12 protein-coding genes are annotated in these 13,744 nt (G+C 46.8%); 5 read left to right on the forward strand and 7 right to left on the reverse strand.

Annotated elements, in window-relative coordinates; all coding sequences use genetic code 11:
• The first annotated feature begins 75 nt into the window (after window positions 1-75).
• Window positions 76-2,253, forward strand: a complete 2,178-nt coding sequence (locus UF05_RS14115) for a TonB-dependent receptor (RefSeq protein ID WP_045545390.1) — start codon at window positions 76-78, stop codon at window positions 2,251-2,253.
• Between the two features lie 52 nt (window positions 2,254-2,305).
• Here the strand turns inward: UF05_RS14115 and UF05_RS14120 are convergent, their stop codons facing one another.
• Window positions 2,306-2,488: a DUF2986 domain-containing protein gene (locus tag UF05_RS14120; protein ID WP_005480281.1), complete on the reverse strand. Its 183-nt coding sequence runs from the start codon at window positions 2,486-2,488 to the stop codon at window positions 2,306-2,308.
• Between the two features lie 72 nt (window positions 2,489-2,560).
• On the opposite strand from UF05_RS14120, the gene UF05_RS14125 reads away from it, so the two are divergent.
• Window positions 2,561-3,070 carry a GNAT family N-acetyltransferase gene (locus tag UF05_RS14125; protein ID WP_021454441.1) on the forward strand — a complete coding sequence of 170 codons (510 nt, stop codon included), beginning with the start codon at window positions 2,561-2,563 and terminating at the stop codon, window positions 3,068-3,070.
• A gap of 14 nt (window positions 3,071-3,084) precedes the next feature.
• Window positions 3,085-3,480: a nitrous oxide-stimulated promoter family protein gene (locus UF05_RS14130; protein ID WP_025505122.1), complete on the forward strand. Its 396-nt coding sequence runs from the start codon at window positions 3,085-3,087 to the stop codon at window positions 3,478-3,480.
• On the opposite strand, the gene UF05_RS14135 is transcribed toward UF05_RS14130, so the two are convergent.
• Entirely contained in the window at window positions 3,467-4,813 is a 1,347-nt protein-coding gene (locus tag UF05_RS14135) for an MATE family efflux transporter (RefSeq protein WP_373416099.1), read from the reverse strand. The two genes, UF05_RS14130 and UF05_RS14135, sit on opposite strands and share 14 nt — an antisense overlap.
• A 90-nt stretch (window positions 4,814-4,903) precedes the next feature.
• Between UF05_RS14135 and UF05_RS14140 the strand changes: the two genes are divergently transcribed.
• Complete coding sequence (locus tag UF05_RS14140) at window positions 4,904-5,797, forward strand: helix-turn-helix transcriptional regulator (protein WP_045545391.1); 894 nt, start codon at window positions 4,904-4,906, stop codon at window positions 5,795-5,797.
• 53 nt (window positions 5,798-5,850) lie between these two features.
• On the opposite strand, the gene UF05_RS14145 is transcribed toward UF05_RS14140, so the two are convergent.
• A complete protein-coding gene (locus UF05_RS14145) occupies window positions 5,851-7,011 on the reverse strand; it encodes an MFS transporter (RefSeq protein WP_005460918.1) in 1,161 nt (386 codons plus the stop codon).
• A gap of 176 nt (window positions 7,012-7,187) precedes the next feature.
• Window positions 7,188-7,622, reverse strand: a complete 435-nt coding sequence (gene trxC / locus UF05_RS14150) for a thioredoxin TrxC (protein ID WP_005486290.1) — start codon at window positions 7,620-7,622, stop codon at window positions 7,188-7,190.
• Between the two features lie 166 nt (window positions 7,623-7,788).
• On the opposite strand from trxC, the gene UF05_RS14155 reads away from it, so the two are divergent.
• Window positions 7,789-8,883, forward strand: a complete 1,095-nt coding sequence (locus UF05_RS14155; RefSeq protein WP_005498926.1) for a ketoacyl-ACP synthase III — start codon at window positions 7,789-7,791, stop codon at window positions 8,881-8,883.
• Window positions 8,884-8,970: 87 nt separating this feature from the next.
• On the opposite strand, the gene UF05_RS14160 is transcribed toward UF05_RS14155, so the two are convergent.
• The 3 genes from UF05_RS14160 to UF05_RS14170 form a co-directional block, all read right to left on the reverse strand.
• Window positions 8,971-10,296 carry a DUF1501 domain-containing protein gene (locus tag UF05_RS14160; RefSeq protein ID WP_024701967.1) on the reverse strand — a complete coding sequence of 442 codons (1,326 nt, stop codon included), beginning with the start codon at window positions 10,294-10,296 and terminating at the stop codon, window positions 8,971-8,973.
• 9 nt (window positions 10,297-10,305) lie between these two features.
• Window positions 10,306-11,868: a DUF1800 domain-containing protein gene (locus UF05_RS14165; RefSeq protein ID WP_025505088.1), complete on the reverse strand. Its 1,563-nt coding sequence runs from the start codon at window positions 11,866-11,868 to the stop codon at window positions 10,306-10,308.
• A gap of 446 nt (window positions 11,869-12,314) precedes the next feature.
• Complete coding sequence (locus UF05_RS14170; protein ID WP_025505086.1) at window positions 12,315-13,577, reverse strand: hydroxymethylglutaryl-CoA reductase; 1,263 nt, start codon at window positions 13,575-13,577, stop codon at window positions 12,315-12,317.
• Between the last annotated feature and the right edge of the window lie 167 nt (window positions 13,578-13,744).

Genomic DNA, 13,744 nt, shown 5'->3' on the forward strand with positions numbered 1-13,744 from the left:
TGTAACAGTGCTCGATTTGTTATTGATAATAAGTATCATTGTCGATTCTTTGGCTACAACAAAAAGATAAATACAATGACAAATAGGAAGTTCTCTTTAAACCTCATCGTATTAGCGATGAGCAGTGGATATGCAGCGCACGCATTGGCTGCAGAACAAGCTCAGCAACTGGCGTCTCAAAACGCAGCAGATGAACAATTAGTCGTGGTTGGCAGCGTCATGCCAAAATCCATCTCTGATATTCCCGGTACGGTTTGGTTTGTAGGGCAAGAAGAAATTGCTCAACAATACCGAGCAGGTAAAACTCTGGGTGATATTCTTTCTGCGACGATCCCTTCTTTAGATGTTGGCACTGGCGGCCGAACAAACTACGGCCAAAATCTGCGTGGCAGAGCCATGTTGGTCATGATTGATGGCGTTTCTCTGCAATCTTCTCGTCCTATCAGTCGTCAATTGGATGCGATTGACCCGTTCAACATCGAACGAATTGAAGTGCTGTCAGGCGCGACCTCCATTTATGGGGCTGGTGCGACGGGTGGTGTCATTAACATCATCACTAAAAAAGCGTACTCAGATGAATTGGCGTTTGAATCTTTTGTCGGCGGTACGTCAGGCTTCAACAGCAGCGATGATTTTGACTACAAAGTCGCGCAATCCGTTGCTGGTGGAAATGACATCGTAAAAGCACGTGGCTCAGTGGTGTATTCAGAGACACAAGGTGCATTTGACAGAAATGGTGACATTGTCACGCCAGACATTTCTCAAGGTTCTCTGCAATACAATTCAACGCTTGATGTTATGGGGTCGGCAGAGATCCAAATCTCCGATGCCAGCAAGTTAAACCTTGTCGCGCAATACTATGACAGCCAGCAAGATTCGCAATACGGCTTGTACATTGTTAATAGCAAATTTGTTGATGTGCGAAAAGGGTTCGATTCCGATCGTGAGCATGGTACAGAGCGTGTACTTTTAAGTGCAAACTACGCACACGACAACGTATTCGGTCATCAATTGATTGGTGAATTGTCTTACCGCAGCGAAGATCAAACCTTTACACCGTATTACCAAAGCTCTTCACAGCAAGAAACCGAAGTGTTTACGGGGCGTTTAGCGCTGGCGAAAAGTTGGGGGGCATTCAGTGCCGTTTACGGTGTGGATGCATACCTGGATCGATTCGATAGCAATCAAGCTTTGTTCGACAAAACCATCGCAGACAACTCAGGTAACCTAATTAACCGAACGTATACGGAAGTGGGGCGTTATCCTGGTGTAGACGTAACATCTTACGCGATGTTTGTGCAGGGGGATTACCAAATCAATCAAGATTGGTCTGTACAGGCGGGATACCGTTATCAATATATGGACAACAAGATTGATGATTTTGTCGCATACAGCGTGCAGAAGAACATTGCTTCGGGCAAAGGTGTGTCTGCCGATGCAGTGCCGGGTGGCAGTACTGATTACTCGGTGAGTTTGTTTAATGTTGGGACAATTTATCAGTTGAATGATGAATCTCAATTGTGGGCGAACTTCTCACAAGGTTTTGAATTAGCAGACCCAGCGAAATACTACGGTCAAGGCAGCTACGAGGCCGTTGATGCCAACGGGCACTACGCACTCAAAGACAGCATCAACGTAGCCGATTCAAAAATGTCGGGCATTAAAACGGACAGCTACGAAATTGGTTACCGCTTAGATACCGATACCGTTGCACTGCAAGCGGCGGGTTACTACTCGGTGTCGGATAACTCCATCAAGTACGATAAAAAGACGCTTCTAATTACCAACGTCGATGACGAGCAACGCGTGTACGGCGCAGAAGCAAACATCAATTATTGGGTAAGCAGCGACATCCTATTGGGTGCTTCTGGTCATTATGTTGTGTCTGAGCTGAAAACCAACGGGAAGTGGGAAGACTTAAGCGCAGGTAAAGCAAGCACATCAAAAGCGAACGCGTGGGCGGCTTATTATCAGGATGATTATTCAGTGCGTCTACAAAGCCAAACCATGTTTGATTACGAAGATGATGCTAACAACAAGCTTGATGGTTACACCACGTTTGATCTACTGGGCAATGTGAATTTGCCAGTTGGTCAGCTTGGCTTTGGTATTCAAAACCTGCTTGATGAAGATTACACCACGGCTTGGGGTCAACGTGCACAGATCTTGTACGCAGCTCACTACGATGTGGCGGCGTATGATTACAAAGGTCGAGGCCGCACGTTTACACTGAACTACAGCCTTGAATACTAAGTTCAATATTCTTTTCTAAAAGTAAAAAAGCCGCATTATGCGGCTTTTCTTTTTAAGCTTGGTCAGCAGTTGCTGTCTCTACAACGTTTTCAGAAGATTGCTGTTGTTCTTCGGCTTCCATTTTCGCGCGCTCAGCTTTAGAGATGTAGCGCGGTTTGTTGCTTTTATGCAGCTTCGCGTTGTGCTTCTTCTGCTTCGCTTTTAAGATCTGATTGATTTTCTTCTTGCGGTTCATGGTGTTGGTCCTTTAATTTAGCGGGGCAGGATAGTGATTTTTCATCCAAGTTACAACCTTAATGGAGTTCGTATGAAAACTTTGACCACCGAACGATTGATACTGCGTCTAGTGAGTGTAGATGATGCGCCATTTATATTGGAGCTCTACAACCACCCTGACTTTTATCGCTTTGTTGGGGATAAGCAAATGCGAACCGATTACGAAGCGGCTCGTTACATCAAAGAGAACATGTTGCGTATGGAAGAAAAGAAAGGTGTGAGCTTGCTGGTGGTTGAAGATAAGCAGACAAAACAGCCGTTAGGCATTTGTGGGTTAGTGAAGCGTGATACCTTGAACGCTTACGACATCGGCTATGGTTTTCTTCCTTCAGCTTACGGCCAAGGTTTTGCTATAGAAGCGGCAAAGGCAGTAGTCGAGTACGCGAAGCAAGGGATGCAACTTAGTCAACTGGTCGCGATTACGAATAATGATAATATTCGTAGTATAAGTTTACTGAAAAAACTCGGTTTCGAATTTGAACGTGTTGAGCAGCAATATGATAATGGCCGAACTTTAGAACTCTACACTCTCCAACTGTGATTTTGGGCAATACCATGAGCGATATTTTACTTGGCAAACTCGCCACCGAATTTAAAACCGTCAAAGCGATGGTGGAGGTATATTGCCATGATCATCATGGAACCAAAGATGCGCTGTGCAGTGAATGCCGTGAACTGCTTGATTACGCGGAAGTGCGATTGGATCGATGCCCATACGGAGAAGAAAAACCGACGTGTAACAAGTGCCCAATCCACTGCTATAAACCCGAACCTAAAGAACAGATGCGTTTAGTGATGCGCTATTCAGGCCCGAGAATGTTACTCAAACATCCGATTCTGGCAGTTCGGCACCTGCTGCACGAGAAACGCGAGGTTCCTGAAAAACCAGCTGCCAATGCATCGAACCGCCACAAAAGAATCAATGAAGAACGCGATACTAAGAAGTCGTAATGACGGTTAGATTCTTTATCCAATACTTTTGCGTATATCGACGATAACACAACGCCAACTTAACGACTTCCTCTGCAATCATCAGTGCATACACGTACTTAAACTCCCAACCAAGAACAAACGCAGCGATTGCACAAAGTGGCAAGCCTGTCATCCACATGGCGATAAAGTCCATGCGTAAGCAGAATACGTTGTCGCCACCAGCTCGAATAATCCCGTTAATGATGATCATGTTCAACATACGCAACCAAATCGCGCAGCACAAAATCATAACCGCAGGGGCGGCGAGTGGGTAAAGCTCAGGGTTGTCCAAATTCAATGCTGCAATGATCAACTCACGATTAAGAAGCAACAGTGCGCCGATGGAAATACCAAACACAAAGACTGCTTTGATAAAGAATTTTGCCATGTGTTCAGCTTGCTCAAAGGCATCACGCCCCAAGGATTGACCAATCATCACAGAGCACGCCACAGAGATCCCAAAGAAAATCGAGTAACAGAGTGATTCAAATGGGCCGAGCATGCTAAACACCGCCAATTCGGTTGTCCCCATGTGGCCAAAAATCATCTGATAAACCATGGTGCCGATTGCCCAAAGTAGCGCACCTAGCGTCATTGGCAGCGCAAGACGACGATAAGACAGCCACAGCGAAGGGCGTTCAGAGCCTTCTTTTACTTCCAGCAACCAGTGCTTCCGCCAACGCATGTAGGCAATCATGGCGAGTACTTGGAACAAACGAGAAATGGTCGTAGCGAATGCCGCACCAGCGACCCCCATTGCTGGGATGCCAAAGCCGCCTTTGATTAACCAGAAATTCAAACCAATATTAAGGACGATGGTCATTGCACCCATTAATAGCGGAGTGACGGTGTCTCCCGAGGAGCGCATGCTGGCTTCGAGCACGATGACGATATGCGTAAGCAACAGCACCGGAAACGCATACCACAAGTAAGTCGCACCCAACTCAATCACTCGTGTATCGCTGGTTTGTAAACGCATGATGAGTTCGCTACCAAGCGTGATGATCAACGTCACTGGGATAAGCACTTTTAAGCCAAATCGGATGGCGATACCAGTGACGGTTTTGGCACTGACGGCATCATTTCGCCCCCAATATTGAGCAACGAGCGTGCCGTTGGCAGAGGCTAGACCGGCCATGATCATGATCGCCACGAAATGCCATTTTGACGCAATTCCCACAGCCGCTGTCGCTTCTTTACCAAAGTCACTAACCATGAGAACATCAGCCAATGCCAATATCGCGACAAGCGCGCTTTGGATTGCGACCGGAAAACCTAAGCGAATAATCTGACGTAACAAGTCGCCAGACATAGGATTTGTTTGGTTTTTGATGTCAGTATTGTTCGTCATAGTCACTCCTCAGTTTGTGGGGGAATATAAAACCAACCGAGGCATAAATACATGTTCGAAAATCGACAAAACCTGTGCAAATCCGTCATTGGTCAATTCTCTCCTCAACATGAGTGGCACGATGACGTCTACCTTGCGCCTGCGTGCAAAGAACGTTTTCTTACGCTAACGGAAATTCCAGAATGGCAACGTGCCGATATTTTTATGGCGGGATTGGCTGAGCTGCACGACGGTTATCATGTTGAGCGTGACAAGGTGGGCGTGCATACGTTGTTATTCACGTTAGAAGGCGGCGGTGTGTTGATTACGCCGAACTGCGTTAAGGAGATCGAACCATATACGCTGACCATCTTGCCCGTAGACACTTGCTTTCGTTTCGAGATCAACCCGCGCTTGGGAAGTTGGAAAATGGTCTGGTTGCTGCCGCAAAATGCACCTGCATGGCATCATCTCAATGATCTTGGCCAGTGCGTGATTCCATTTCGTGGCTCAGAACAGATTTGGTCGTTGATGACCTTGATCTACAACGAAATCGGCGGACGCTCTGGTTTTCGTCAGTTATTGATCAGTGAAGTTCAACGGTTGGTGCAAAGTGTGGAAACGCCAATCAGTACGTCGCTTTCGCGTGTTCAGACCTTGTTTAATGAGATAGAAGGGCAACTGCATTTGCCTTGGACTGTCAGTGAAATGGCGAAGCGATGTTTTATTAGTGAAGAACAGCTAAACCGTTTGTCGAAACAGCTCTTCAATATGAGTCCGAGGAGCAAGTTGATCGAGCTGCGAATGCACAAAGCAGCTGACTTGTTGCAATACCGGGCGTGGTCAATTGCGATGATTGCCAATCGATTGGGGTACCGAGACCCGTACAACTTTACGCATCGATTTAAGAAGTTCTACGGCATTTCACCAACACGTTATCGAAAGCAGTTAATGGAAAACGCATAAAAAAACGAGGGCAGATAGCCCTCGTTTTCAATGGTCATTTGGTTGTTTTAGCTTTATAGGCCCGCAGCCATTTGCTGTTTGGTTTTGCTCGCTGCAAGCAACATGTAAACGCATGTTGCTACCAAAGCCGCAAACAAGTAACCCAACAAGCCGTGTACTTGGCCCATAAATTTGTCAGCGACCACTGGGCCTGCTACTGAGCCTACGCTGTAGCTAAACAGCATGACTTGAGTTGCAGAGACAATAAAGCGTTCATCAAGTCCTTCACAGCCGAGGTTGATTGCCACTGGGTATAGAGCAAACGTGGCCATGCCCAATAGGAAAAGCGACGCCGCCAACACTGCGGTAGACGTAGAGATGAACGTCAAACCGATAGAGAAAATACCCAAAATACAGAAGAACGCCATTAAGACTGTTCGGCTCATGTATTTGTTTAATGTGGTCACCATAGGTTGAACCAACATGCCGCCAAGGATCACCAACGCCATAAGCGTACCAATGTCTTGGTGGGTAATTTTACGGTTCGCCAATTCAACAGGCATAAGGCCGTAAATCGCACCCAAGGTTAAACCAGATACGACGCAACCGATGATCGCTGCATGATTGAGTTTTGCAATCTGTTTGAATGACAATGAAGTCGATTCATGGCTGTTCGGTTGTTCGCAATCAATAAACATCAGTACCAGCATCGCCATTAGGATCAATGTTGTAATCGCAACAAAGGGTACGCCGCCACTTACGCCAAGAACGCCAATACCAAATTGACCTAGAGCCGAGCCGCCGTACAGAGAAAGCATGTATAGGCTTAGGCGTTTTGCGCGTGATGCTTCGTCGCCTGACATCAACCAGGATTCAACGATCACGAATACACCAGCAACCGCGACACCAGCAATAAAGCGCGCAACGAGCCAAACTAGGCCATTCGGGAATGCTGGTAGGGCAACGATGGTGAGCGAAAAGGCAGCCAAACAGCCAATAAATGCTTTGCGGTGGCCAACATTGCGAACAATGCGTTCGATAAACATGGCACCAATCAACAAGCCGCCATAAAACACGCTCGCCAACCAACTCGCGTAATCAGCAGAGATGTTGTATTCGCCGAGCATGAGTGGGATCAAGCTCATCAAATAGCCTGAAGCAACCGCGTAAAGAGACAGTGCGACGACTGGAACTGTAACTCGTGGTGATGCTGCAGAAACGACTGTGTTTTCCAATGTTTTGCGCCTATAAATTAAGAGAAATCTGGGGGTTATTCGGCGCGAATATGAGGCTAATTAGTAGGTATGTAAAATGATAAATTTGTGTCGTATCGACAAATAAAATTTGTCGAGATTATATGGCAATTTGCTGCATAAAAAAGCCTGCCAGACTGGCAGGCTCAAGGTTGGGATTATTTTGTAAGTGCTTGATTTAACCATTGATCAAACTGCGATTTAGGCAGCGCACCATTCAGCATATCAACGCGCTGACCGTTCTTAAATACCATGATGGTTGGAATGCTGCGAATACCAAACTGCGCCGCAAGCTGTTGCTGGGCTTCAGTATCAATCTTTACAAAACGAGCCGTTCCTGCTTGTTCTTGCGCGACATCCGAGAAAACAGGAGCAAAGCCGACGCACGGATTGCACCATGGAGCCCAAAAATCGACAACAACTGGCGTTGAGCTTTCTAATAGTGCAGAAAAGTTATCGAGTGTACCTTCAATAGGCGCGCCATCTAAAAGCGGGCTCTTACATTTACCGCACGTTGCAGATTCTGCAACACGCTCATTAGGGACACGATTTAAACCGCCACAAGATGGGCAACGAGTTTTAAACGATGACATGACTTCTTCCTTTATAACAACTTGATGAAAACATGACTTATCAGTCAGCTTCATAATGCGTATACTTTCTTTTTACTTGCAAATTTTATGGAATAGCAAGTTTTATAATAGAACCGGATCAGGTTCTTAGATATTTCATTAAAATACAACAATAAATAGGTCTGCGATGACAAATTACTACGCTGAAATTACAGGTTGGGGGAAATGTGTTCCGCCAACCGTGCTCTCTAACGATGATCTTAGCACTTTCCTTGATACTTCAGATGAGTGGATTCGCACCCGAACAGGTATCGAAAATCGCCGTATTAGTCATGTAAATACTTCAGATATGGCGACAGTAGCCGCTCAGCATGCGTTGGCAAGAGCAGGCGTTGAAGCAAGCGAAATCGACCTAATCATTGTTGCAACGTGCTCTCCTGATTCACTTATTCCAAACATTGCGTCTAAAGTGCAGCAAAATCTGGGCATTCGCTCAGCGGCGGCTTTTGACTTAAACGCAGCATGTACCGGTTTTGTATACGGCCTAGAAACGGGCACGCGTTTGATTCAGTCCGGTAACTACCGACACGCCATCATCATCGGTGCGGAACGCTTATCTTTCTACATTGACTGGGCGATGCGTGATACCGCGGTTCTATTTGGTGACGGCGCGGGCGCGGTGGTTCTATCTCGCACAGAGAAAGAAACGGGCTTGCTGCAATCGCAAATTGGTTGTGATGCCAAAGGTCGCGATATTCTTTCTGTGCCGAAGTTTGGTACCTGTATGGACCGCTTTGCGGAAGATAACGGTTACTGGGATTTCAACTTTGTGGGTCAAGAGATCTTCAAACGCGCAGTGAAAGGCATGGGCCTAGCGGCGAAAACCGTACTGAAAGCATCTCAGTTGACGACGGAACAAATTGATGTGGTGATTCCGCATCAAGCGAACATCCGTATTATTCAAACGCTGTGCGACCTTTCCGGTATTCCTCAAGACAAAGCGTTTGTGAACATTCAAAACTACGGCAATACCTCTGCGGCAACGGTGCCAATTGCATTGTGTGAAGCAGTAGAGCAAGGCCGAGTAAATCCTGGCGATAACATGCTTCTGGCTGCGTTTGGTGCAGGTTTGACGTGGGGGGCTGCAGTGCTGAAGTGGGGTGACCGCGTAACGCCAATTGGTGAAAGTGATGCGGCTTTGCCTGAGTGTGAGCAATCCGCGCTAGAGTTACTTGAGCGCGCTATCAAGCTTTGTAACGAACGTCGTCGTGACGAAGTTTAATGAACGTTCGTTAACATAGATGATATTGCAAAGGGAGCATTGCGCTCCCTTTTTGACAATTAAATAAACGAAACTAAGCCACTTAGCTTAAGCCATAAAGCCAAGGTTAGATGTGGTGAAATTACGGATGTTCGGGAATACGTATTCCAATGCGGCATTGTCACTCACGCCCATCCACTGTGCGAGAGTTGAGCCAACTTGGTCTGCGGCAATAGCCGGAATCAATCGACCTTTTGAGTAATCATCTTGCCCTCCAAGTGTTAACTCTGGCCACGTACCGATCGGCGCACTGCCATTTACCGCACCACCTATCAATAACTGATGACCGCCCCAGCCGTGATCGGTACCGTTACCATTATTGGTCATTCGTCGACCAAAGTCAGACATCGTAAACGTGGTCACGTTTTTACTCATACCGAGCTTATCAACTGCGCGATACATGGCATTTAGGTTGGTGGCGAGATCTTCGAGTAACAAAGGGTGTCGCGCGAGCTGCGAGTCATGTAAGTCGTATCCTGTATGTTTTACAAAGAACACTTGTCGCTGCTGACTAAGCGCACTCTGGCTGGCGATCAACTTGTAAACGGTCTGCATTTGTTTGCCGAGCGTAGAAGAGGAGAATAAAGGCGCGTCGTCGATCAGTTTCAGTTGCTCCGCAAGGATGTTGCTCATCATCATGGATTCGTCGACCATCAAATTAAAATGCCCACTGAACGGGTTATCTGCGCTTTGTGAGAGCAGTTTTTGATAAATCTCTTCGTAAACTGGATTTCCAACCGCCGTCAATTGAACCGCTTTGTCTTTTTTGAGTACGGTCTGACGGTGCTCCATTGCCTTCAACCATAACGTATCGCCATGCACACTATACAGCGGAGTAATTTGAGCGTCTGACGTTAGCACATCGAGCATGCGTCCAGCCCAACCTAAATTCGTAGAAGCATCCATCCCACCGCGCAGCCAAGATGCGGTCTGTGAATTGTGAGAAAACAGCTGCTCTGGCAATGGAACATCACCTTGTTCGATGGCTTGTTTTGTCACAGGTTGGTTGAGAATGCCGCTATTGAGCACCAAATTAGCATCGCCTTGTTGGAATAGTGGAGCAAGTGCCGACAACTTAGGATGCAGCCCAAGCGGAACGGCGTTGTTGTTTGCGTCGTGGGCATTCAATCCGATGGGAATAATGGTATTTTTGGCAACAGAAAGAGATCCTCTCACATTGGCGTACTGGTTGTAGTGAAAATCAGATAGCGGCAATATGGTATTAATCGCGTCGTTTCCGCCAGCTAAGTACACACAGATTAGCGCTCGGAAATCATTTGAAGGCGCGGCAAGTGAATAACCCGGCAATCCGAGTGATGCGATCGCCCCAAACGATGCGGTGCTTTTTAGAAAGTTGCGTCTCGAAATGTCCATAATTCCCCCCTAATCCTGAATGTAAAATTCATCGCCAGAAATCGCAGTAAAGATAACGAGTGCGAGTTTTGTTGTTGGTACGTAATCGGTTCGATACTCATCCGACACTTCTAGCAAAAGCGCTTTGAGTTCAGGCGAAGCCGTGCCCGCAAAGAATCGTTCATCGACACGCTCAACGAGAGCTTCGTGATCATCGAGTAGGGAATACAGTTCGCTAAAGTCCAGCGTATAAGTATCGCCACCACCCGAGCGAGTGCTACTAAGCATGAAATTGACCAGATCGGTATACACTGACCAATCGAGCAATTCGTATTCGGGTGACACCATGCCTGACTGCACAAACTCATTCGAAGGTTGATAGTCTGGCGAGTAGAAGTTGAATACCGAAGGAGAACGCAGTGCGCCTTGTTCTGCGGTGTTCATCACTGTTGTTGCTCCGTCATAGCGCGCAGCGGTAAGTGTAAAGCCTGCGGCTCGGTGGAAGTTGGTGAGCACCAAAATGGGCTCTTTCACTTTCATTGGCGGCGTGTTGGTTAACCCCATGGCTTCGTTATCAAGTAAAACCGCGCGGATCACTGCGCTTAAATCACCTTTAACCCCTTTTCCGTTGTTGTTGAATACGCGAGCAACTCGCGCAACGTACTCCGGGCTTGGGTTAGAAGAGACGAATCGTTGAATCAAAAACTTCGACACAAATGGCGCAATGTTAGGATGAGACATCAATATATCCAGCACTTGTGAGAGCTCTTCTTGGGCGGTCAAACCCGCAGGAATGGTTGTTCCCAACACGGTTTTTTCGTTGGTGTCATGTCGGCTGTTTATCACGCGCATGGGTTCAACAAATGCCGTGTCTGAATTTTTCCAACCAGTTAGCGCACGGGCCAGTTCTTGGATATCAGTTTGAGAGTAGGTCGGCAGCGGTTTTCCGGTTTTAGGATCACGTTTTACACTGCCATCAAGGTTTAGCTCGTAAAGTCCTAACGTAAAAAGCTGCATCAGTTCTCTGGCAAAGTTTTCATCCGGTAGCGCGCCTGTTGAAGTATTTTCCTTAGTGCTGCCCATCATCGATAGGTAGTTGCCCATCGCCGGGTGAATAGCCACTTCGTGTAGAAGATCACGATAGTTGCCAAAGGCATGCTTCACCAACACATCGTAGTAGTCCACTAGGCCTGTTGGCTTGCTCGATAGTGCTCCGCCATAGCGCGAGACCACGAGTATTTGGCTTAACGCAAATGCCATTCGCTGACGAAGCTGGTCTTCTGATGTGAGAACAATTTGATACCAAGCATTTTCTCGATTTGCTTGTGCTCCTTTGCTAAAAGGAGTGTCGTAGAGAGGACGATGATAGGTCGCCGGAAGAAGAAGTTGTTGTTTGATCCAACTTTCAATGCCAACTTCTTCGACTTGATCAATCAAGGCTGGCGTTGGTCCAAACGTACTTTGATAAAGAAAGCGCGCATTGATGAAGTTAGCGGAATCCTCTTCTGAGGAAACGGGCCCTGCATAGCAGAGCAGCATGGCTAAGAATCCTAGCACCCAACAAGAAATTCCATTTTGTTTCTGACGTCTCATAGTTAACTCGCTTACCCAAAGGAACGACTTAAATCCATTTAACGGGAGTAGTGACGCTCGTGTGAGCTTTAAAATAAATTTAGAAAAATCAAGCAGCTGCAGAGGTGAGTATAGTCGCTATAAGTGACTAATAAAAAACACAATTACTGAAAATAGTACGATTTTGTAACGACAGGAATTGGTAATTTGAGATAACTTACTGAATTTTATGTATAGACAAAAAGAAAGAAAAACCGCGTAAGAAAGAGAATAATTGTGAACAGATACGGAACTGACGGTCAATTTTACCCAATGTAAAGAGGCGGCTTTATCGATGAGAGCGAACTCGGTGTTTAAAACGAATGAGCCATGAAAGAAAATTATCGAAGAGAAGGATCTGAATAAGTGCCCCGCAGAAGTTCAGCGCTCAGAGAAAAACAAAAGGTCTTCTCTGAGCGGCGAGTCAGTTATTTACGCGCTAATTTATGATGAGCTCGGGAGAAGTGATCGGCACAAAATGCGCCAACAATCGAGAGTTCGCCAGCCAGACAAAGCGCAGCTGCGACTTCGGCTAAGGCTTTCGCTTTGCCGTTGCCGTGCAAACCTAAAATATCCAAACATGCTTTTTGCGTAGGAAGGCCAGTGCCCCCGCCAACCGTTCCCACCATGATGTTTGGCAAGGTCACGCACGCGTACAAGTTGCCTTGAGCGTCCACATCCATACGAGTGATACCAATGGCAGACTCTGCAACGCAAGCTGCATCTTGACCGCAAGCAATGTACAGCGCGGCAAGAGCGTTTGCGTAATGCGCGTTGACGCCAATTGTCCCGCTGAGTAAACCGCCCACCGTGGTCATTTTGCCAAATTGAACCATAGACTCCGGCGTTGTATGTAGATATTTTTCCACCAACTCTGCTGGAATGGTCACTTCGGCGGATACTTTCTTACCGCGTACCGAGCGCAGCGTGTGCGCGTTTGGTTTTTTGTCGCCTGATAAGTTGCCATCCAAGAATGCTTGAGTTGGTTTGATTGGGCTGGTCGCCAAAATATGATGGAACACTTCGTTTGTTGCGATGGTCACCATGTTTTGTCCGGAAGCGTCACCGGTCACGTATTCAAAGACCAAATAAACGTGGTTTCCTTCGATATTTACATTGATATCTTTGAGTTTGCCATGTGAGGTGGTGGATTCCGCTATTTGACGAAATACTTCAAATTGGGTCACAACCCAACTGACGAACTGGCCAGCGTCGGCAAGGTTATTAAAGGCGAACACTGGTGTTCGGCTCACCCCTTCACTCAGTAACAATGCGCTTGCGCCACCAGCGGCGGTAATAAGATTTGCGCCACGGTTGTAGGAAGCGACTAACGCGGCTTCTGTCGTTGCGAGCGGAACCAAAAAGTCATCGTTCGCATACAAACCGTTGACGCGCAAAGGGCCTGCGATGCCGACCGGCACATTGACAGTACCAATGAAGTGCTCGATGTTGTTGGAGTAAGCGTCGCAATGTGACTGCGTGAAAGGATCAAGAAGATGATCTTTATTGGTCACTTGTTCCAATACTTGCCAACGGCGCGCCAAATGCTTATCCGATAGGCCAGGGCTTAAGCAGAGACGCTTCTCTGGCTTGTGAAACTTCGGTTCTAATGCCGATTGAATCTTACTGCTGGTTTCGATATCGGAAAGGGCGGAGCTTTGAACAGGGTTATCTTGGTTTAACTTCGGCATACAAACGTTAACTGAAAAATCGAACCAGAGATTGTAGTGATTGAGGCTTTGATTACAACGTTGATTATACGTTTTGCAACAAATACCACTGTGCAAGCGCCTTTATTATCCAAGTGATTTGATATTGGAGCGGCGAATTTACCGGAAATAAATGGGTTTTGACAATG

Source organism: Vibrio sp. S457-15 (genome assembly GCF_000960545.1).
GTDB classification, from domain to species: Bacteria; Pseudomonadota; Gammaproteobacteria; order Enterobacterales; family Vibrionaceae; genus Vibrio; species Vibrio parahaemolyticus.